Raw genomic sequence first — 19,489 nt, forward strand, 5'->3', positions numbered from 1 at the left:
GGGGTGTTGGGGGCAGGGCCTCAGCGCGGGACGGCCACCGACCTCACGGCCTGGTCGAGCACCTGCGCGGCGTTGAGGCCGTCCATCTCGGCCTCGGAGCGCAGCACGATGCGGTGGGCGAGTGTCACCTGCGCGAGGCTGCGCACGTCGTCCGGGGTGACGAAGTCGCGGCCGCTCAGCCACGCCCACGCCCGCGAGACGGCCATGAGGGCGGTGGAGCCGCGTGGACTCACGCCGAGCTGGACTGCGGCAGAGCCGCGCGTGGCCCGGGCAAGGTCGACGATGTACGCAGCCACGTCGGCGTCCACGCGCACCGACTCGACGGCGCGCGACGCGGCTTCGAGGTGAGCGGGCGTCGCCACGGCACGCAGGTCGGCCGACTGCATGCGCCGCGGGTCGAAGCCCTGTGCATGACGGCGGACGATCTCGATCTCGGCGTCGCGCTCCGGTACGGGCAGCGTGATGCGCATGAGGAAGCGGTCGAGCTGCGCTTCGGGCAGCGTGTAGGTGCCCTCGAACTCGACGGGGTTCTGGGTTGCCGCGACGAGGAACGGCGTCGGCAGAGCGTACGTCCGCCCGTCGACCGAGACCTGACGCTCCGCCATCGCCTCGAGCAGCGCGGCCTGCGTCTTGGGAGGCGTGCGGTTGATCTCGTCGGCGAGCAGGAGGTTGGTGAAGACCGGCCCCTCGCGGAACTCGAAGGCCGACGTTCCCGCGTCGTAGAGCATCGAGCCGGTGATGTCGCTCGGCATGAGGTCGGGCGTGAACTGCACGCGCTTGGAGTCGACCGACAACGCCTCGGCGAGCGAACGTACGAGGAGTGTTTTCGCGACACCGGGCACGCCCTCGAGCAGCACGTGCCCCCGCGCGAGGAGCGCCACGAGCAGCGCCGACACCGCGGCGTCCTGCCCGACGACGGCCTTGGCCACCTCACGGCGCACCTCGTCGAGCGCGGCCCGGGCCTCCTGCGCCGACGGGAGGTCGGGCGACGGGCTCGTCGAGCGCTGACTCTCATCGTCGTGCGAACGCGGCAGCACGTGACGGGCCTCGTCGTGGCTGGGACGGGGTGCTTCGCTCATCGCAGGATCTCCTTCTCGAGGCGGTCGAGTTCTCGGGCGAGCTCGACGAGGGCCTTGTCGTTCTCGGGCGTCGGGCCGGTGAGCCACTCCGCCAGGTCATGAGGAACGCTTGACGCCGTAACGCCGTCGGCGTCCGCTGCAGCTGCTCCGCGAGCTCGCAGGGCGTCCGCGACGGGGTCGGGGGAGCGACGTCCCTGCGACAGACCGAGGCTGGCTCCGACGCGGGAGGCGGTGCCGTCGCGTAGGGCGCTCGCGGCCGAATCCCGTGCTGACGAGCGGCGGTAGAGGGAGGCAAGGGCCCGTGTCGATTCGACGGCCTTGACCGTCACCGGCATGGGCTCGAGCGCGAGTAGGCCGAAGCGTCGCCCGCGCAGGACGACGAGGAAGAGCACCGACAGCCCGATCGCCCACGTGAGCGGCGTCTTCCAGGCGGGCCAGTCGAGGCCGGTCTGCTCGCCGGTTGCACCGTTCCACGTCGAGATCCACACCATGCGCCGGCGCTCACCGAGGCTGGTCAGAGCCTGGCGGGCGTTGCCGCCGTCGTCGACGGACGCGTTCGTCAGCAGCGTGGGGTCGTTGAGGGCGACGATCTTCTTGCCGTCCCCGGCCGAGGCGGCGTAGACGGGCCCGTTCTCCGACTCGTCGGCCTCCTGGTCGAACAGCGACTCCCGCAGGCTGTCGCTGGGGTCGACGACGACGAGGGTGCCGGCCGTGCGGGCGGACGCGAGGAAGTCCTGCCGCTCGTCGTGCGGAATGAGGAACTCGTCGGTCAGCAAGACCGTCGTCTCGTCGCCGGTGTTGCCACGACGCAGCTCGTCGAGGTTCCCGGCTCGGTCGACGGCAACCCCGTGCTGCTCCAGGACGCGCGCAACGGCCTGAGCTCCGTGAGGCGAGGGGTTGTCCGGGTCGAGCGGGGTGTTCGTGTGCGGGCGCGCCGTCATGACGAGCAGGACGAGGAGAAGGACGCTCAGCGTGAGCACACCAACGATCAACCCGTTGGGCCGGCGCTTCATCGCGCGGCTCCGCTCGGACTGGGGGCTTCGCGTACGAGAGCCTCGAGAGCGAGGACGTCGTCGACCTGCGCGGTCGTCGGCGTGTGGTGGCCGTAGCGCACCGACTCGAATGCGTGGCTTGCCTCGGGCACCCCGAACGACGGCTCCTGCACGTCCCGACGGCGCAGCGCGTCGCGCAGGACGTGCGTGACGTCCCCGACCGTCGTCGCGTCGTCGAGAAGGAGCATGCCGCCGTCCTCGGCCCGCACGACGAGCGCACGGTAGGCAGCGAGCAGCGCCGCAGCGTCGTCACGCCCGCGCAGTTCGCGGGCCCGGGCGAGGTAGTCGCCTGCCTCGAGGCGGGCCGCGTCGAAGACGGTGGCCGAACGCTTGCGCCTCGCGTCCTTCTCGACGCGCGCACTGGGGCGATGCCGACGCCACGACACGACGAAGAGCGTGACGAGGACGGCGAGGAGGACGACGGCGATCAGCCACGCGGGGATCGAGACACCACCGACACCGACGCCGCCTCCGAAGTGCTCGGACAGCCATTTCATGAGGCGTTCGATGAGCGACGGGTTGTCCTGATACTCCGGCTTCGCCAACTCCTCGGACAGCCAGCGGCGCGCCGTCGGGCTGTCAGGGGTGAGGGGAGGCGAGTCGGCCATCGTGCACGTCCGCGCGAAAGGTCAGCGGTAGTCGATCGGACCCGTACCGGGAGCGCCGTACGGCGCCTGGCCGAATCCACCCGGGGCGCCGGCTCCCGGCAAGGGGAAGTCGAGCGCCCCGTCGGTGAGCTTCACCTTGGCGGCCATGGCGTTCGACGGCAGCTGCATCAGCTGGTTCGCCAGGCCTTCGTCACGCATGCGCGCGTCGACGTACAGGGCTCCCGTGACGTTCGTCGTGAACGGGTAGATGAGGGCATAGGACAGAAGGGTGAAGACGACGGCGAGCACACCAGCCGCGATCGCGGCGCCGACGCTCGCATCGGACACCTCCCCTCCGTTGGAGGCACCCGCGAGGCTCACGCCGAGGAAGATGAGCATGATCAGGGACACAATGAACTGCACCACCCAACTGATCGCCGAGACGATGAGCTGCGCGAGGATGGTGATGCCGAGAGTGCGCCAGAAGCGGCCCTTCGTCAGCTGCCACGACCGCCGCAGTGCCGTGGTGGGGCCGGCCTTCTCCATGACCACGATGTGCCCGGCGAAGCAGAGGCGAATGCCCACCCACACCACGGCGCAGATGGTTGCGATGCCGACGAGGACGGCCAGGAAGATGGGGCCGCCGTTGTCCTGCGACGCAGCGAGGACGATCGCCAGGATCAGGGGCACCATGACGGCCACCATGATGAGAACCATGAGCAAGCCCACGCCGAGCATCGACCACATTCGCCGCACTCCCACACGCAGCGATGCGCTGACGGTGGCGCGGCGGCCCATGACGGCCTGGGCGAACACGTGGACGAGACCGGCGGCTGACGCCATGGCGGCGAGCCCGGCGATCGGCGCAGCGAGACCGATGACGACCAGCGCGGCCGTGTCCGGAGTGCCGTCGGTGCTCGAGCTGTTCATTGCTCCCGTGATGATGAAAGCAGCCGAGAGGATGGCCGCGAGGAGCGCACCGACGATCACTGTGCCGACGGAACCGCCGGGGTTGCCGCGAATGGTCTGGAAGGCGGCGTCGAAGATGTCGCCGACGTTCTGAGGACGCAGCGACATGACGCCAGGCTTGGCCGCCTGCGGGACGAAGGCGGGGCCGGGGGGAACGAAGCCGCCCTGGCCGGGCCCGTACCCGGGCTGACCGTAGGGATTCTGAGGCGCGCCGTAACCACTCTGGCTATAACCGCCTTGGCCGTAGGCGCCCTGCCCGTAAGGCTGCTGCTGGGGCGCCCCCTGCCAACCAGGGTTCGCCGGGCCGTTCTGCCCGCCCCACGGTGTGTGGTTGTCCTGGCTGCCGTACTGGCCCGCGCCTTCGCCCGGCACCTGCCCGTCGTACGGGCCGGGTGGCGGCTGCTGACCCCAGTTGCTCACGGTGATGTTCCTCCCAGTTGATCGTGCGCGATCACCCTATCGGCCTGGACGGACACCGGCGGGCAACGGAGTTCAGCCGTTTTGGAGCGCGGACGCCCGTCGCAACGCCTGACGGAACGAGACGGGTTCGGCACCCAGGTTCATGTGAGCGGCGACGATGGAGGGCTCGTCACGGCACAGCCGCCATCCACGGCGCACGAGGACGCCCGGCGGCTTGCGTCGTTCGGAAAGGTCACGAGCGAAACGTCGAGCCGCCGTCACGTAGCGGTTACGACGCAGGCACCAGGCCTGTTCGAGGAGCCCGCGCTCACGCAGGCCGGCGATGACGTGCGGGGCGAAGATGCCCTCGGCGACGACGAAACGCGCACCGTCGAGGTGCACGGGGTGGGTGCCCTCGGCGCGGCTGTGCGAGATCGAGTACGTCGGTGCGTTCACGGTGCCCTCGCGGCACAACGTGTCGAGCGCTACGGCAGCAGCCTCTTCGTTCCACGTGCCCGGGTGGTCCCAGTCGATCTCGCCGTTCGCGAAGCGGGGTAGGTCGGGAGCGTCGTGGTCCTTGTAGAAGTCGTCGAGGTTGACGAAGGCCCACCCGTGAGTGGCCGCCAGGTGCCGGGCCAAGCGCGACTTGCCGCTGCCCGAAGGCCCCGACACGACGACGACGCGGGCGGGGGGAGAGGACGATCGAGCCTGCGTCACAGCGCCGTGAGAGCTTCCATCGCCGCACGCGTGGCCGCCAGGCGTTCGGCAGCCTGAGTGCGGGCGCCGGCGAGGTCGTCGCCGTCGACGTGAACGATGGCCTCCAGGTAGACCTTGACCTTGGGTTCGGTGCCGCTGGGGCGCACGATGACGCGGGTGCCGTCGGCCAGGAGGTAGCGCAGACCGTCCGTGGGCGGCAGGCCTCCGTCGCCCTTCGCGAGGTCGTGGAAGGCTGCGACGACGACGTTGCCGACCTGCGTTGCGGGCTGCTCGCGCAGGCGCCCCATGAGCGCGGGCATGAGGGCGAGGTCGCTCACACGGATGCTGAACGAGTCGCTCGCGTGCACGCCGTGCTCGCGAGCCAGGTCGTCGAGCAGGTCGACGAGGGTGCGGCCGTCAGCCTTGAGCCCGGCGGCGAGCTCCGCGACCGCGAGGGCCGCGCTGATGCCGTCCTTGTCGCGGGCCACCGCCGGAGCGGTGCAGTAGCCGAGCGCCTCCTCATAGCCGTAGGCGATGTCGCGAACGCGTGCGATCCACTTGAAGCCCGTGAGGGTCTCCTCGTGCGGAACGCCGGCGGCCCGGGCCATCGCGCCGAGCAGCCGCGAGCTGACGATGCTGTTCGCGACGACGCCCGGGCCGCCATCGGCACCAGTGGCGGCTCCGGTCGTGATGAGGCCGAGAGCACGGTGGCCGAGCAGCGCGCCGACCTCGTCGCCGCGCAGCATGCGCCAACCCTGCGGGTCGGCGTCGGTGGCCGCCTCGGGGTCGGGCACGGCGACGGCGCACCGGTCGGCGTCCGGGTCGCTGGCGATGACGAGGTCCGGGGAGGTCTCGCGAGCGAGGTCGAGCGCCGCGTCGATGGCGCCCGGCTCCTCCGGGTTGGGGAAGGCGACGGTCGGGAACTCCGGGTCGGGCTGCTCTTGCGAGGCGACCGGGCGCGGGCGGGCGTAGGCGGCCGCCTCGAAGGCCTCGAGAAGCGTGGCCGAACCGACGCCGTGCAGGGCGGTGTGCACGATCGAGAGGTCGGCGGCGGGCGCGCTGACCGACGCCGCGCACGCCGCGACGTAGTCGGCGGCCAGTTCATCGGTGAGCGTCTCCCAGCCGTCCTCGGCGCGAGCGACCGACGCGGCCGTGGGGAAGGTGTCGATCGCCGCGGCGATCTCGACGTCGGACGGCGGCACGATCTGGCTGCCGTCGCCGAGATAGACCTTGTACCCGTTGTCCTGCGGCGGGTTGTGGCTGGCCGTCACCATGACGCCGGCGTCGGCGCCGAGGTGTCGGATCGCGAAGGCCAGAACGGGCGTCGGCAACGGACGGGGCAGAATGAGCGCTCGCCCACCCGCGGCCGTGACGACAGCGGCCGTGTCCGCGGCGAAGACGTCGCTGTTGTGGCGGGCGTCGAAGCCGATGACGACGGTGACGTCACGGCGTGCCAGCGAATCCTGCAGGTACCGCGTGAGCCCGGCCGCGGCGCGCAGCACGACGACGCGGTTCATGCGGTTCGGCCCCGCACCGAGGGCGCCACGCAGGCCCGCCGTGCCGAACTCGAGGAACGCGGCGAAGCGGTCGGCCAGGTCGGCGGCCGCCACGTCGTCGCCACCTTCGGCGCGCGCGACGACGGCCTCGAGCTCCGCGCGGGTGGCGGCGTCGGGGTCGTCGGCGATCCAGGATCGGGCCGAGGCGAGCAGGTTCTCGAGACTCATCGCGTGGTGCCTTTCGGGCGGGTCGAGGGGATCAGAGTGCGCGGACGATGCCGGAGAGCAGCTGGCCGCAACGCGCCGCGGCGGCCTGACCGGCTTCGATGACTTCCTCGTGGCTCAGGGGGTTCTCGCTGATGCCGGCGGCGGCGTTCGTCACGAGGGAGATGCCGAGCACCTCGAGGCCCGCGTGACGCGCGGCGATGGCTTCGAGCGTCGTCGACATGCCGACGAGGTCGGCGCCGAGCGTCTTGGCCATGCGCACCTCGGCGGGCGTCTCGTAGTGCGGCCCGGGGAACTGGGCATACACACCCTCGTCGAGGTCGGCGTCGACGCCGCGGGCGACGTCACGCAGGCGCGAGGAGTAGAGGTCGGTGAGGTCGACGAAGGTGGCGCCCTCGAGCGGCGACGTGGCCGTGAGGTTGATGTGGTCGCTGATGAGCACCGGCGTGCCCGGCGCCCACTCGGGGCGCAGTCCGCCGCAACCGTTCGTCAGGACGACCGTGTCGCAGCCGGCCGCCGCAGCCGTGCGCATGCCGTGGACGACGGCGCGCACGCCCTTGCCCTCGTAGTAGTGGGTGCGCGTACCGAAGACGAGAGCACGCTTGCCACTGCCCTCGATCTCGATGGAGCGCATCTGACCGGAGTGGCCGGCCACGGCGGCGGCTCCGAAACCGGGAACGTCCGTGTTGTCGACCGTGGCCTTGACCTCACCGATGAGATCGGCCGTCTGGCCCCATCCGGAGCCCAGCACGAGGGCGACGTCGTGCTTCTCGACGCCCGTGCGTTCGCGGATGACGCGGGCGGCGTCACGCGCGACCTCGAAGGGGTCGACGGAAGGGTCGGCAAGGGGGGAGAGGCTCGTCTGCTCGTTCTGCTTGTTCTGCGCGTTCACGTCGTTCAGGGTAGTGCTCCCCACCACGGCCGGGAACCGAACGCGGTGGCCGGAGTCTGCGAGAATGGCTCGTGAGAGTCCTCATCGGGGATTCGATTTATCTTGACGTCAAGTGATTTGATAGGTCTGTGAGCTCTCGGAAGAAGTCTGTCGTCGTCATCGGTGGTGGCCCGGGCGGTTATGAGTCCGCGCTCGTCGCCTCTCAGCTCGGTGCGCAGGTCACCGTCATCGATCGTGACGGTCTCGGTGGTGCCGCGGTGCTCACCGACTGCGTCCCCTCCAAGACCCTCATCGCCACGTCCGACTTCCTGTCGCGCTTCGAGGCGGCCGGCCGTCTGGGTGTCGGGTTCGACGCGTCGCAGGAGGACCAGCACGCGCACGCCAACCTGGGGCAGGTCAACGAGCGCATCATGAAGCTCGCGAAGGCCCAGTCGCGTGACATCCAGGCCCAGCTCGAGAGCGTGGGTGTGCGCATTCGCCGCGGCATCGGCCGCATCAAGGGCCACGGCTGGGTGGAGGCCGAGCTCGACAACGGCGAGACCGAGGACATCCGCGCCGACGTCATCCTGCTCGCCACGGGTACGAGCCCGCGCATCATGGATTCGGCCAAGCCGGACGGTGAGCGCATCCTCACGTGGCAGCAGATCTACAACCTCACCGAGGTGCCCGAGAAGCTCATCGTCGTCGGTTCCGGTGTCACGGGTGCCGAGTTGGCGCACGCCTACCTGGGCCTCGGTTCGGACGTCACGCTCGTGTCGTCGCGAGACCGCGTGCTGCCCGGTCAGGACGCCGACGCCGCCACCGTCATCGAGAACGTCTTCCGCCGCCGTGGCATGACGGTTCTCAACCGCAGCCGTGCCATGGCCGCAACGCGCGAGGGCGACAAGGTCATCGTCACGCTCGAGGACGGGCGCAAGGTCGAGGGCAGCCACGCCATCCTCGCCGTCGGTTCGATCCCGCAGACGAAGGGCATCGGCCTCGAGGCCGCGGGCGTCGACCTCACCGAGTCGGGTCACATCGTCACTGACCGCGTCTCGCGCACGACGGCCCAGGCCATCTACGCCGCAGGTGACTGCACGGGCGTGTACCCGCTCGCGTCCGTCGCCGCCATGCAGGGCCGCGTCGCCATGCACCACGCGCTCGGCGACGCGGTGCAGCCGCTCAACCTGCGGGGTGTCACGGCCAACATCTTCACCGACCCCGAGATCGCCACCGTCGGCTACAGCCAGACGGACATCGAGGAGGGCAAGATCGAGGCGCGCACGGTCACGTTGCCGCTGTCGACCAACCCGCGCGCGAAGATGCGCAACATCACCGACGGCTTCGTCAAGCTGTTCGCGGTGCCGGGGTCGAACACGATCGTTGGCGGCGTCGTCGTCGCACCGCAGGCCTCGGAGCTCATCTACCCGATCGGTATGGCGGTGCAGAACCGCCTGACGGTCGACCAGGTCGCCAACACGTTCTCGGTGTACCCGTCGATGACGGGCTCGATCGCGGAGGCCGCACGTCGCCTGCACAGCAGCGACATCATCTGATCCCACATGACCTCGACTAACTCCGCCACGAGCGAGCCCCAGCCACGGCGCGAGGCGTTGCTCGACGCTGCGACGGCGGTGCTCGCCACGTCGGGTCTGCGTGGACTCACGCACCGCGCCGTCGATCGTCAGGCCGGTTTTCCCGAGGGCACCTGTTCGGTGAGTTTTCGCACCCGCGCCGCGCTGCTCGCGGGGCTGACGGGGCACGTCGGGGCGCGCCTCGCCGGCGAGGTGCGTGCGCTCGGCGACTCGCTCCCGGACGTTTCCGGCGACCCGATGATCACAGCTCCGTTTGCCACCGCGCTGCTCGAACGCTGGGTGACCGACGACGGTGGTGCGCTCATGATCGCCATCCTCGAGCTGTCGCTCGAATCCCTGCGGTCACCGGAACTCGTTCCGGCCGTAGGGGAGTGGCGCGGTGAGCTCGTCACGATCGTCGAAGGCATCGTCAGCCGTACGACGACGGAGAACGCCCGCCTGCGCGCCGAAACCGCCGTGGCCAGCATCGAGGGCATCGTGCTGTCGGCGCTCGCCGTGCCCACCGAGGAACGTGGCGCCTACATCGACGCCACGCTGCGTACGGTGCTCCAGGGAACCGCCCCGCAGGACTGATCCGCACACGCAGGCGCGTGCGCGTCTGTAGTGAACGTTTTCTCCCTTGAATGTGTGAAGGCCCGAGCCGCAACGGCTCGGGCCAACACACGTTCAAGATGCTTACTCGGCGTCCTTGATCTCCGCGATGACGCTGCCCGCGGTGACGGTCTCGCCGACAGCGGTCTTGAGGCCAGTGACCACCCCGTCCTTGTGAGCGGTGATGGGCTGTTCCATCTTCATCGCCTCGACGACGACGATCGTGTCACCGGCGGAGACGGTGGCGCCGTCCTCGACGCTGACCTTGACCACGGTGCCCTGCATCGGAGCGGTGAGCGAGTCGCCGCTGGCGGCGGAGCCACCGCCGCTCTTGCGGGACGTGCGACGGCCGGCCGACTTGCCCTTGCCTACGGCGGGCGCGACGGCGAGGTCACCCGGCAGCGAGACCTCGAGGCGCTTGCCGCCGACCTCGACGACGACGTTCTGGCGCGCCGCCTGCTCGGCCGCAGCCTCCGGGGAGCCGTCGAACGGGGCGATCTGGTTGTCGAACTCTGTTTCGATCCAGCGCGTGTGAACGCTGAACGCGTCGTCCGGGGAGTCGGTGAACTCCGGTGCGAACGCAGGATCCTCGACGACGACCTGGTGGAAGGGGAGCACCGTCGGCATGCCCTCGATGACCGTCTCGGCCAGCGCGCGGCGGGAACGTTCGAGAGCTTCCTTGCGGGTGCGGCCGGTGACGATGATCTTGGCGAGCATCGAGTCGAAGGCTCCACCGATGACGTCACCGGAGACGACGCCGGAGTCGACGCGAACGCCGGGGCCGCTGGGAGCCTTGAAGGTCTCGACGGTGCCCGGTGCGGGGAGGAAGCCGCGGCCGGCGTCCTCACCGTTGAGACGGAACTCGATCGAGTGCGCGTGCGGCGTGGGGTCGTCGTAGCCGAGTTCCTCGCCGCGGGCGATGCGGAACTGCTCGCGCACGAGGTCGATGCCGGTGACCTCCTCCGAGACGGGGTGCTCCACCTGCAGGCGCGTGTTCACCTCGAGGAAGCTGATGACGCCGTCGGTGCCGATGAGGTACTCGCACGTTCCCGCGCCGGTGTACCCGGCCTCCGTGAGGATCGCCTTCGAGGCGCGCAGCAGTTCCGCGTGCTGTTCGTCCGTGACGAAGGGGGCGGGAGCCTCCTCGACGAGCTTCTGGTTGCGGCGCTGCAGCGAGCAGTCACGCGTGGACACGACGACGACGTTGCCGTGGCTGTCGGCGAGGCACTGGGTCTCGACGTGGCGGGGGTTGTCGAGGAACCGCTCGACGAAGCACTCGCCGCGACCGAACGCGCTCACAGCCTCTCGGACGGCCGAGTCGTAGAGGTGCGGGATCTCCTCGATGCTGCGGGCCACTTTGAGGCCGCGGCCGCCACCGCCGTAGGCGGCCTTGATGGCGACGGGCAGGCCGTGCTCCTTCGCGAAGGCCACGACCTCGTCGGCGTCGGCCACCGGGTCCTTGGTGCCGGGCACGAGCGGGGCGCCGGCCTTGGTGGCGATGTGGCGGGCCTTGACCTTGTCGCCGAGGCCGTCGATGGCTTCGGGGGACGGACCGATCCACGTCAGGCCCGCGTCGATGACCGCCTGGGCGAAACTCGCGTTCTCGGCGAGGAAGCCGTAGCCGGGGTGGACGGCGTCGGCGCCGGAGGTCTTGGCGACCTCGAGGATCTTGTCGACGACGAGGTAGGAGTCACCGGGGGTGGAGCCGCCGAGGGAGTACGCCTCGTCGGCGACCTTGACGTGCAGAGCGTCACGGTCGGGCTCGGCGTAGACGGCGACGGAGGTGATTCCGTCGTCCTTGGCGGCGCGTGCGATGCGGACGGCGATCTCGCCGCGGTTGGCGATCAGAACCTTGGTGACAGAACCCATGGGGAGACCATATCGGGCGGCCCAAGGCCCGACGTGGCTACCCAACGGTAGAAATTTTCGTTGCGAATCGATGCCTGCGATGCGGAATAGCAAGGCGGTCCGTGGGGTTGGCGCGAACATGGCTGAAAACACGAATGTGCCCACCGTCTCCCTCTCGGCAGGCTCCGAAACGGTCGAGATGCCGCAGCTCGGTTTCGGCGTCTGGCAGGTCGAGGACGACCAGGCCGCCGACGCCGTGCGCGAGGCGATCAAGGTCGGTTACCGCAGCATCGACACCGCGAAGGTGTACGAGAACGAGGCCGGTACCGGCGCCGCTATCGCGAGTGCGGACGTGCCGCGCCGCGACATCTTCCTCACGACGAAGGTGTGGAACGAGGATCAGGGCTACGAGGCGACGAAGAAGGCGTTCGACGCCTCGATCGAGCGCCTGGGCGGCAAGGACGCCGTCGAACCGCTCGATCTGTATCTCATCCACTGGCCCACTCCGGAGAAGGACACCTACGTCGAGACGTTCAAGGCGATGCTCGAGCTGCGTGACGCCGGGCGCGTGCGCGCCGTCGGAGTGTGCAACTTCGAGCCCGAGCACCTGCAACGCCTCAAGGACGAGACGGGCGAGTTCCCGGCGATCAACCAGGTGGAGCTGCACCCGAAGTTCCAGCAGAAGGCCGTGCGCGATTTCTGCTCTGCCAACGGCATCGCGGTCGAGGCGTGGAGCCCGCTCGGTCAGGGCGGCGACATCCTCACCAACCCGGTGCTCGACGGCATCGCGGAGCGACTCGGCAAGACGGTCGCGCAGGTCATCATTCGGTGGCACCTGCAGATCGGCAACGTCGTCATTCCCAAGTCGGTGACGCCGAGCCGTATCGCCGAGAACTTCGACGTGTTCGACTTCGAGCTCACCGAGGACGACCTGTTCGCCATCAGTGACCTCGACAGCTCCGACGGTCGCATCGGCCCCCGCCCGAACGACTTCAACTGATGTCTTGGCAGGGCGGGCGAGCTCGCCCAGCCCGACACATCGGGTAGTGATGGTTGCGTTCTGCGGCCGGGCTCCTGGAGTCTGTCTCGCTGCGACACACAGCCCGATCGGCCCTGCCGACGCACCGAGCGTCGGCAGGGCCTTTGCCATACAGGGAACGAGCGGGCGAGAACGCACGTCGTAGGTCGAGAACTGCAAGGAGAGTCACGGCTGCGCTGCACGCGCGCCTCCCGTGATCCGTATCCTTGACTCGACGCAGGGGAGGAGCAGGCATGGGTGAGATGTTCGCGGGCCGGTACGAGCTGGTCGACCAGATCGGCGAAGGCGGCATGGGGTCCGTCTGGCGCGTCCACGACCACAAGTCGCGCCGTCTCGTCGCCGCCAAACTGCTGCGCCAGTCCGACGCCGGCTCGCTCCTGCGTTTCATGCGCGAGCAGGGCATGCGCATCGAGCACAGCCACGTCGTCACGCCGCTCGGCTGGGCCGGTGAGGACGGGCGCGTCATCTTCACGATGCCGCTCATCGACGGCGGCTCCATCTCCGACCTCATCAAGGATCACGGCGCGCTGCCGTACCCACTCGTCGCCGAACTCATGCGCCAGATGCTCGACGGTCTCGACGCCTGCCACAGCGCCGGCATCGTCCACCGCGACATCAAGCCCGCCAACATCCTGCTCGAAGCCACCGGAATGGGCGTGCCCTCGGCCTGGATCACCGACTTCGGCATCGCCGTCAGCGTCGACGCACCCCGCCTCACGAGCAACGAGATGGTTCTCGGCACACCGGGCTACATGTCGCCTGAGCAGGCCAAGGGCGACGATCCCGACCCCCGTCAGGATCTGTACTCCGCCGGCATGATGGGCATCCACATGCTCACCGGCGTCCGCCCGGGCAACACCACCCGCACCCGACGCGACGACCTTCCCCCGCGCCCCGCCGACGTGCCGGACTCGCTGTGGAACGTCCTCGTCGCACTGGCCGACCCCGTCGCCAGCAGGCGTCCCGCCAACGCTCGCGACGCCATGTCCTGGCTCCTGCTCCCCGAGAACGCCTGGCACGACGCGGCCGCCCGCAACATCCCCGACCGTCTGCCCCCGATGGAGTCCTCGGGCGACTTCGTCCAGCTCCACGCCGGAGCCGCAGCCCGCGCCCTCGATGGCTTCACTGACTCCTCCGCCGCGCCGCAGACGCTCATCGACGGCGCCCCCGTGCCGCAGCGCCGCAAGATCAAGACGTGGATGGCGGCTCCCGCCGGCCTGCTCGCCGCCCTCGTCGCCGGCTTCGCGCTCTGGCAGCCCTGGGGTGCCGGCGACGGCGCGTACGACGCCAACCACGCCAGCACCGGGGGCACCTGCTACTTCAGCGACGCAGGCTCCGTGGCCACGACGTCCAGCGGCAAGCAACTCACCTGCACCTATCAGGACGACGGCACCTACATATGGCAGAAGGCGGACTGATCGCCCGCCCCTGACGTACGACGCAGCGCCCGAGCCGAAACCGGCTCGGGCGCTGCTTTCATGTGGAAAGCGTGGCGGTCAGGAGTTATCGCGGCGCCACAGAACGAAAGCCAACCCGGCCACCGCGCCCAGGCCGAGCACGAGCGCTCCACCCCAGAGCAGCGGGTTCGAACCCGAGGTGCCCTCGGTGCTCAGGGTGGCAGGGGCCGGCTGTGCGACGTCCATGGCGGGACCCTCGTTGGCGTTGCCCTGCACGCGCACCGAAATGACCGACGGAATCGTCTTCGACTCGTCCAGCTTGTCCGAGGACGACGACGGCGTGACGTCGAGTGCCACGTAGTACCAGCCCGGCATCGCCTGCCACTGCACGCTGTCGTCGCCGTCCGTCTCGCGGTCGGCGTTGCCGTAGTCGATGGGAGCCGTGTAGGCGCCGAGCTGCTTCGGGTCGGTGCCCGAGGAGGTCGACTTGAACAGGTACCCGGTGTTCGAACCGGAGCCCGAGACCGTCACCTCGGTGAGCGCGGGGTTGTAGACCTGCAGATCGAGGTTCATGTCCTGCGTCGGGTTGTAGCCGCTGCCGTTCTTCGGCACTTCCCAGCCGACGGACATGCGCTGGCCCCAGCTGAGGTGGACGCGGAAGAACATGCGGCGTCCCGGTTGCGCCTCGACGGTGTACCCGCCTTCGGAGCTGGGAAGCGTCGTGGCGTTCGCGAAACCGGCACCCGGCTCCATCGTCTGGGACGCGTCGAGCGGCTGGGTGGAGAGGGCCTCGACGTCACCGCTCGGGGTCTTGACCTCGCCGTTCACCTTCGGAGTGCGCACGATCGCGATCTGCACGGGCATCGGCGTGGAGTTGTCACCGCTGTTGGTGCGCTTCACCTCGAGCCGGTAGGACGTGGCTTCGCGGCACGCGTCGGCGGAATCGCCCGAGTCCGTGATGCGCTTCGTGGCCTTGGGGTCGACGGCGACGTTCGTCTTGAGCAGCCCCGGCGCGCCCGTGGTGGAAAGGGAGTCGGTGGACGTGGCGCAGGTCGTCTCGCCGTCCGGCGTGGTCAGCTTGATCTCGAGGCCCTGCGAACCGTCGGAAACGCTCCACGCGTTGTTCTTCCAGGTGGCCGAGCCGAGCACGCCGATCTGGAGGCGCTCGCCCTCACCCCGGGAAATGGACGCGTAGCGGGAGGTCTCGTCGACGGGCAACGTCGTCTGATACATCCCCGGGTCGAGGGGAGTGCCGTCGCCGGAGGCCACACGGAGGTCGATGTTCTTGCCGCCCGTGGTGAAACCGTTACCGTCCGCCAACTTCGGCGCGCTCCACGCCGGTGCGGCGCTTGTCGTGGCGAGCCCGACGGTGACGGCGGTCGCTGCGAGCGCCTTCCTCGCGCGTGATGTCGTCATCCTCGTCCTCCCCGAATGTGCTGGTGACAGTGTGCCAAACCGGCGGGCCCGCCTGGGACGTTTCAGCCGCGCGGACGGTTCCACAGGGTGTGCCACTCGACACCGATCTCGGCGAGCATCTCGCGCAGCAGCGGCAGACCGATCCCGACGACGGTGTGCGGGTCGCCTTCGATGCGCTCGACGTACGGGCCGGCCAGTCCGTCGATCGTGAAGGCGCCGGCGACGGCGAGCGGTTCGCCCGTGGCGACGTACGCCTCGATCTCGGCGTCGCTGATGTCGGCGAAGTGGACCTCGGTGCCCGAGACGGCCCCGAACGTGGCGCTCGTGCCGTCCTCGCGGTCGTCGATGACCCAGTGCCCCGTGAACAGCGTCGCGCTTCGACCGCGCATCTCCCGCCAGCGGGCCGCAGCGTCGCCCGCGTCGACCGGCTTGCCGAGCGTCCGGCCCTCGAACTCGAGCACCGAGTCGCAGCCGAGCATGAGCGCGCTCTCGGGCGCGTCGTCGGGGACGTCGCCCTCGGCGAAGCGGGAGGCGACCGCCTGGCACTTCGCGTGCGCGAGCAGCAGGGCGACGTCCTCGGCGGCCAGCGGCCCGTGATCCGCGCCCGCGGAGTCGAGTGCGGCCTGCTCGTCGACGTGGGAGACGAGGACGAATGGCTCGATGCCGGCCGACCTCAACGTGGCGAGGCGGGCGGGCGACTGCGAGGCGAGGACGAGTTCGGTCATGCGACCCAGGCTATCGGGCGGGCCGTCTCAGCCCGGGAGGCCGTCGACGAAGCACCAACGCCATGCCTCGCCGGGCTCGAACGAGCGCATGACGGGGTGGGCAGTGTCGCGGAAGTGAGCGCTCGCGTGTGCACCCGGGGATGAGTCGCAGCACCCGACGAACCCGCACGCGGTGCACATGCGCAGGTGCAGCCACTTCATGCCCTGCTCGAGGCATGTCTGACATCCCTCGTGGGACTGCGGCGCGGCGCTGGAGTCAGCGGCTTCGACGAGGTGCTCGCAGTCGCCTCGGCGGCCCTCCGGCGTGAGGAGGGGTCTGGTCTCCCCGAGAACAGCGTCGCGATCCTCGGCCGTGAGGATCATCGACTCCTCGATGTCGAGCTGGAAGAGGATGTTGTCGATGACCTCGTGATCGACGAGGCCGTGATCACGCATCTCGAGCACCTTGTTGCGCTCCGCGGCGAGCATCTGCTGACGGATCTCGCGGTACTGCTGCGTCGGGCCGAGAACATCGCTGCTGCCCAGGCGCTCCCACATGAGGTTGGCGCGGCGCATGCCCTGCTTCTCGAGCGACTTCACGATCGGCTCAGGGGTGTCGGCGAGTCGCGGATCCTCGAGTGCCTTGTGCATCGCCACCTCACCGGCGTCGATGGAGGCCTGGACGACCTGGGCCGCGGCGAGGGCGTCCTCGCGAGGATCGGGGGCGTGCAGCTTCATGGCCTTCGCCACCGTGCCGAGCGTGAAGCCCTGGAGGACGAGGGTGCCGATCGTCACGGTGAGCGCGATGAAGATGAGCGTCTCGCGATGCGGGGTGGCGCCCTCGGGGAGCAGGAACGCGGCGGCGAGCGTCACGACGCCGCGCATGCCGGCCCAACCGGCGACCGCACCCTCACGCAGGGAGAGGGGACGCGAATCCCATCTCGCCACGCGGCCCAGCCACGCCGCGAAGATGATGAAGACCGGCCGGATGAACATGACCGTCGCGAGAACGGTGAGCGCGTAGGCGCTCGTACGGGCCAGGCCGATGTCGGACTCGATGACGTCGGTGATGATCGTCGCCGCCTGCAGACCGATGAGCAGGAAGACCATGTTCTCGAGGATGAATTGCACCGAATCCCAGTTCATCCGCTCGGAGACGCGAGCCTGCGCCGTCTGGATGTAGGGCGCCTTGTAGCCCAGCAGGACGGCCATGACGACGACGGCGATGACGCCTGAGCTGTGGATCTCCTCGGCGGGCAGGAAGGCCACCCACGGCGAGATGAAGCTCAGCGCGACGCTCGTCGGGGTGTCCTTGACGTGCTTTTGGATGAACGCCATGACGAGGAACGCGACGACGCCGATCGCGATGCCGCCCACCGTCGCGACGAGGAAGTCGACCCCGACGCTCAGCGGCGTGACGGACTGCTGCAGCGCGAGCGTGGCCGTGGACACGGTGACGAGGGCCGTCGCGTCGTTGAAGAGGGACTCACCCTCGAGGACGGCGACGAGCCTGCGTGGCAACCCGATGCGACGCGCGACGGCGGTGGCCGCGACGGCGTCCGGGGGAGCGACGACACCGCCCAGGGCCAGTGCCGCCGCGAAACCGATGGGCATGAGCCACCAGGAGACGAGTCCGACGACGATCGCGGTGAAGAGCACGAGCAGCACCGACAACTGGATGATCTGGTACACGTCGCGCCGCAGATCGACGAGCGAGATGCGCAGCGCCGTCGCGTACAGCAGCGGCGGCAGGAAACCGAGGAGAACGACCTCGGAGTCGAGGTGGACCTCGCCCACGCCGGGGGCGTAGGAGAGCGCGACCCCGACCGCCGTCAGCAGCAGAGGACCGGAGAGCCCGACCCGCCGAGCCACGAGGCTTCCGAGAATCGTCGTGGCGACGAGGAGGACGATGGGGAGGGCGACATGCACCCGGCCATTATGACGGCTGGACGCGACCCCTCCCGCCGGTGTCCGGCGGGGGAGTCACGCGCCGGTGCGGGCGGTCAGCCGCCGATGACGCGTGGCGCACCACGGTAAGCACGGGCGTGGTGCCAGGCCGCGGCGTGTGCATACGCCTTGTGCTTCGGGTTGCGCTCGCCGCCGTACTTGAGCGGGTCGGCCCAGTGGCCGGCCTTGACGAGACGCTCGACGAGGCTGCGGTCGCTGCCCTCGGGCAGCAGGCGCTGCAGAGCACGCGGCGGAAGCACGGTGTAGACGAGTTCGTTCTCGAGTGCAGGTGCCGCCATCGGTCGGCCCTCGACGAGATCGGTCACGAGCTGCTCGGCGATGTTCGCGCCCGATCCCGTGGCGTAGTAACAGTTGCGTCCGTAGCGCGGGTTGACCTCGAAGAACTTGACCGAGCCGTCACGTGGATCACGGATGGCGTCGAGGTTCGCGAAGCCGTAGTAGTCGGCCGTCTCGAGGATGCGAACGGAGGCGTCGACGACGTCGGGCATGTCCTGCACGACCTGGACGTCCGGGATTCCGAGGTACGCCGGACGCGGATCCTGCAGGAGCACCTTGGAGGTGCGCGCGAGCGTCACCTCACCGTTGCGTGCCCGATAGATCGTGACCGACAGGATGTCGTCACCGGGGATGCGATCCTGCGCCAGCATCTCGCCGGTGAAGCCGGCGGCGTGAAGCCGGTCGATGAGGTCCTCGAGGGCCGCGGAGTCGTCGATCTCGTAGAGCTTGCGCTTGCCCTGCATCGTCAGCTTGTTGTGCAGCGCGGAGTCAGCAGGCTTGACGATGATCGGGAACGGGAACGTCACCTCAGCTGCGCTGGGACGCCCAGCACCGAAGTCGAGCACAGCCGTGCCGGGGGTGAGGACGCCGGCCTCGGCGCAGACGGCGTTGAAGTGGTTCTTGTCCGAGATACGCACGAGCATCTCCGGGGACTCGTGCGGGACGACGACGTTCGCGCCGAGCGAGTCGCGCTGGGCGGAGAGCATCTGCACGTAGCTGTCGTTGTTCGTCAACGGGATGACGGTGAGGTTCGGGTGCGCTGCGGCCACACGAACGAGCTCGTCCATGACGAGCTGATGGTTCGTCAGAGCCTCGTGACCGAGCACCCGCACCTCGTGGAAGAGGCTCGAGTCACCGACAGCCGGGGTGTGGAGCGGCACGATGGCGACACTCGTCAGGTCGTAACGCTCGTGGAAGGCCCGCGCCAGCGCGTACCCCGAGAGCGTGAAGTCGAGCACCACCGGCAGGACGGGCGGTGTGCCACCTTCACCCGGGGTGCGTCCGCGCGCCGGGGCGACCTTCGCCGCAGCCGTCGAACTCACACGCTCTGCCATCGACATCGCCGAACGCAGACCACCCTTCACGAGGGAGGCGGGCGACGTCGACGAGGTCGAACCGGACGTGGGTGCAGGCGACATGCAGTCGTCCTCCTTGGCCGAATGGTGAGGGAAGCCGATTGACCGGCGCTTCTCGAGATCCGGTTCAGTTTACCCGCGGCGCTCCGCTTGGTATCGAGGGCGCGCGGGCGTGCTGAGCTCCGGGCGACGGTTGACGCAGCCG

Annotated in this window: 16 protein-coding genes; 4 read left to right on the top strand and 12 right to left on the bottom strand. The window is 69.4% G+C overall.

Going from position 1 to position 19,489, the window contains the following annotated elements:
• Positions 1-20 precede the first annotated feature (20 nt).
• The 7 genes from AA983_RS08585 to AA983_RS08615 form a co-directional block, all read right to left on the bottom strand.
• On the bottom strand, positions 21-1,079 hold the full coding sequence (locus AA983_RS08585; protein ID WP_052947019.1) for a MoxR family ATPase: 1,059 nt from the start codon (positions 1,077-1,079) through the stop codon (positions 21-23).
• On the bottom strand, positions 1,076-2,092 hold the full coding sequence (locus AA983_RS08590) for a DUF4350 domain-containing protein (protein WP_082128813.1): 1,017 nt from the start codon (positions 2,090-2,092) through the stop codon (positions 1,076-1,078). The genes AA983_RS08585 and AA983_RS08590 overlap by 4 nt, the downstream gene beginning before the upstream one ends.
• Positions 2,089-2,739 (bottom strand): hypothetical protein, encoded by a 651-nt coding sequence (locus AA983_RS14855; RefSeq protein WP_052947020.1) that lies wholly within the window; start codon positions 2,737-2,739, stop codon positions 2,089-2,091. The genes AA983_RS08590 and AA983_RS14855 overlap by 4 nt, the downstream gene beginning before the upstream one ends.
• Before the next feature lie 21 nt (positions 2,740-2,760).
• On the bottom strand, positions 2,761-4,107 hold the full coding sequence (locus AA983_RS08600) for a glycerophosphoryl diester phosphodiesterase membrane domain-containing protein (RefSeq protein ID WP_047311860.1): 1,347 nt from the start codon (positions 4,105-4,107) through the stop codon (positions 2,761-2,763).
• A gap of 72 nt (positions 4,108-4,179) precedes the next feature.
• Entirely contained in the window at positions 4,180-4,803 is a 624-nt protein-coding gene (locus AA983_RS08605; RefSeq protein ID WP_047311861.1) for a uridine kinase, read from the bottom strand.
• A complete protein-coding gene (locus AA983_RS08610; protein ID WP_047311862.1) occupies positions 4,800-6,506 on the bottom strand; it encodes a phospho-sugar mutase in 1,707 nt (568 codons plus the stop codon). Before AA983_RS08610 ends, AA983_RS08605 begins: the two co-directional genes overlap by 4 nt.
• A 31-nt stretch (positions 6,507-6,537) precedes the next feature.
• A complete protein-coding gene (locus tag AA983_RS08615) occupies positions 6,538-7,395 on the bottom strand; it encodes a purine-nucleoside phosphorylase (RefSeq protein WP_047311863.1) in 858 nt (285 codons plus the stop codon).
• 128 nt (positions 7,396-7,523) lie between these two features.
• On the opposite strand from AA983_RS08615, the gene AA983_RS08620 reads away from it, so the two are divergent.
• Together AA983_RS08620 and AA983_RS14860 are read left to right on the top strand one after the other, a co-directional pair.
• Positions 7,524-8,930, top strand: coding sequence for an NAD(P)H-quinone dehydrogenase (locus AA983_RS08620; protein ID WP_047311864.1), 1,407 nt, complete (start codon positions 7,524-7,526; stop codon positions 8,928-8,930).
• A 6-nt stretch (positions 8,931-8,936) separates the two neighbouring features.
• The gene (locus AA983_RS14860) at positions 8,937-9,542 is read left to right on the top strand and encodes a TetR/AcrR family transcriptional regulator (RefSeq protein ID WP_156170311.1); all 606 of its coding nucleotides are present in this window, start codon (positions 8,937-8,939) and stop codon (positions 9,540-9,542) included.
• A gap of 102 nt (positions 9,543-9,644) precedes the next feature.
• Here AA983_RS14860 and AA983_RS08630 read toward each other — a convergent pair whose 3' ends face one another.
• Complete coding sequence (locus AA983_RS08630) at positions 9,645-11,429, bottom strand: biotin carboxylase N-terminal domain-containing protein (protein WP_047311865.1); 1,785 nt, start codon at positions 11,427-11,429, stop codon at positions 9,645-9,647.
• 118 nt (positions 11,430-11,547) lie between these two features.
• Between AA983_RS08630 and AA983_RS08635 the strand changes: the two genes are divergently transcribed.
• Both AA983_RS08635 and AA983_RS08640 read left to right on the top strand, forming a co-directional pair.
• Complete coding sequence (locus AA983_RS08635) at positions 11,548-12,408, top strand: aldo/keto reductase (protein WP_047311866.1); 861 nt, start codon at positions 11,548-11,550, stop codon at positions 12,406-12,408.
• A gap of 272 nt (positions 12,409-12,680) precedes the next feature.
• Positions 12,681-13,865: a serine/threonine-protein kinase gene (locus tag AA983_RS08640; RefSeq protein WP_052947022.1), complete on the top strand. Its 1,185-nt coding sequence runs from the start codon at positions 12,681-12,683 to the stop codon at positions 13,863-13,865.
• A 78-nt stretch (positions 13,866-13,943) separates the two neighbouring features.
• On the opposite strand, the gene AA983_RS08645 is transcribed toward AA983_RS08640, so the two are convergent.
• From AA983_RS08645 to AA983_RS08660, 4 genes are all read right to left on the bottom strand, one after another.
• Positions 13,944-15,260 carry a hypothetical protein gene (locus tag AA983_RS08645; RefSeq protein WP_047311867.1) on the bottom strand — a complete coding sequence of 439 codons (1,317 nt, stop codon included), beginning with the start codon at positions 15,258-15,260 and terminating at the stop codon, positions 13,944-13,946.
• A 62-nt stretch (positions 15,261-15,322) separates the two neighbouring features.
• Positions 15,323-15,985, bottom strand: a complete 663-nt coding sequence (locus AA983_RS08650; protein ID WP_047311868.1) for a nucleoside triphosphate pyrophosphatase — start codon at positions 15,983-15,985, stop codon at positions 15,323-15,325.
• Positions 15,986-16,012: 27 nt separating this feature from the next.
• Positions 16,013-17,893, bottom strand: a complete 1,881-nt coding sequence (locus AA983_RS08655; protein ID WP_047311869.1) for a Na+/H+ antiporter — start codon at positions 17,891-17,893, stop codon at positions 16,013-16,015.
• 74 nt (positions 17,894-17,967) lie between these two features.
• Entirely contained in the window at positions 17,968-19,347 is a 1,380-nt protein-coding gene (locus tag AA983_RS08660; RefSeq protein WP_052947023.1) for a hypothetical protein, read from the bottom strand.
• Positions 19,348-19,489 lie beyond the last annotated feature (142 nt).

Origin of the sequence: Dermacoccus sp. PE3 (assembly GCF_001021715.1) — a bacterium.
Classification (GTDB): domain Bacteria; phylum Actinomycetota; class Actinomycetes; order Actinomycetales; family Dermatophilaceae; genus Dermacoccus; species Dermacoccus abyssi.

Excerpts from the sequence above, each read along its gene's own strand:
- AA983_RS08650 (WP_047311868.1), bottom strand. The coding sequence starts at position 15,985 with ATGACCGAACTCGTCCTCGCCTCGCAGTCGCCCGCCCGCCTCGCCACG.
- AA983_RS14860 (WP_156170311.1), top strand. The coding sequence starts at position 8,937 with ATGACCTCGACTAACTCCGCCACGAGCGAGCCCCAGCCACGGCGCGAG.
- AA983_RS08660 (WP_052947023.1), bottom strand. The coding sequence starts at position 19,347 with ATGTCGCCTGCACCCACGTCCGGTTCGACCTCGTCGACGTCGCCCGCC.
- AA983_RS08610 (WP_047311862.1), bottom strand. The coding sequence starts at position 6,506 with ATGAGTCTCGAGAACCTGCTCGCCTCGGCCCGATCCTGGATCGCCGAC.
- AA983_RS08590 (WP_082128813.1), bottom strand. The coding sequence starts at position 2,092 with ATGAAGCGCCGGCCCAACGGGTTGATCGTTGGTGTGCTCACGCTGAGC.
- AA983_RS08585 (WP_052947019.1), bottom strand. The coding sequence starts at position 1,079 with ATGAGCGAAGCACCCCGTCCCAGCCACGACGAGGCCCGTCACGTGCTG.
- AA983_RS08645 (WP_047311867.1), bottom strand. The coding sequence starts at position 15,260 with ATGACGACATCACGCGCGAGGAAGGCGCTCGCAGCGACCGCCGTCACC.
- AA983_RS08640 (WP_052947022.1), top strand. The coding sequence starts at position 12,681 with ATGGGTGAGATGTTCGCGGGCCGGTACGAGCTGGTCGACCAGATCGGC.
- AA983_RS08635 (WP_047311866.1), top strand. The coding sequence starts at position 11,548 with ATGGCTGAAAACACGAATGTGCCCACCGTCTCCCTCTCGGCAGGCTCC.
- AA983_RS14855 (WP_052947020.1), bottom strand. The coding sequence starts at position 2,739 with ATGGCCGACTCGCCTCCCCTCACCCCTGACAGCCCGACGGCGCGCCGC.
- AA983_RS08630 (WP_047311865.1), bottom strand. The coding sequence starts at position 11,429 with ATGGGTTCTGTCACCAAGGTTCTGATCGCCAACCGCGGCGAGATCGCC.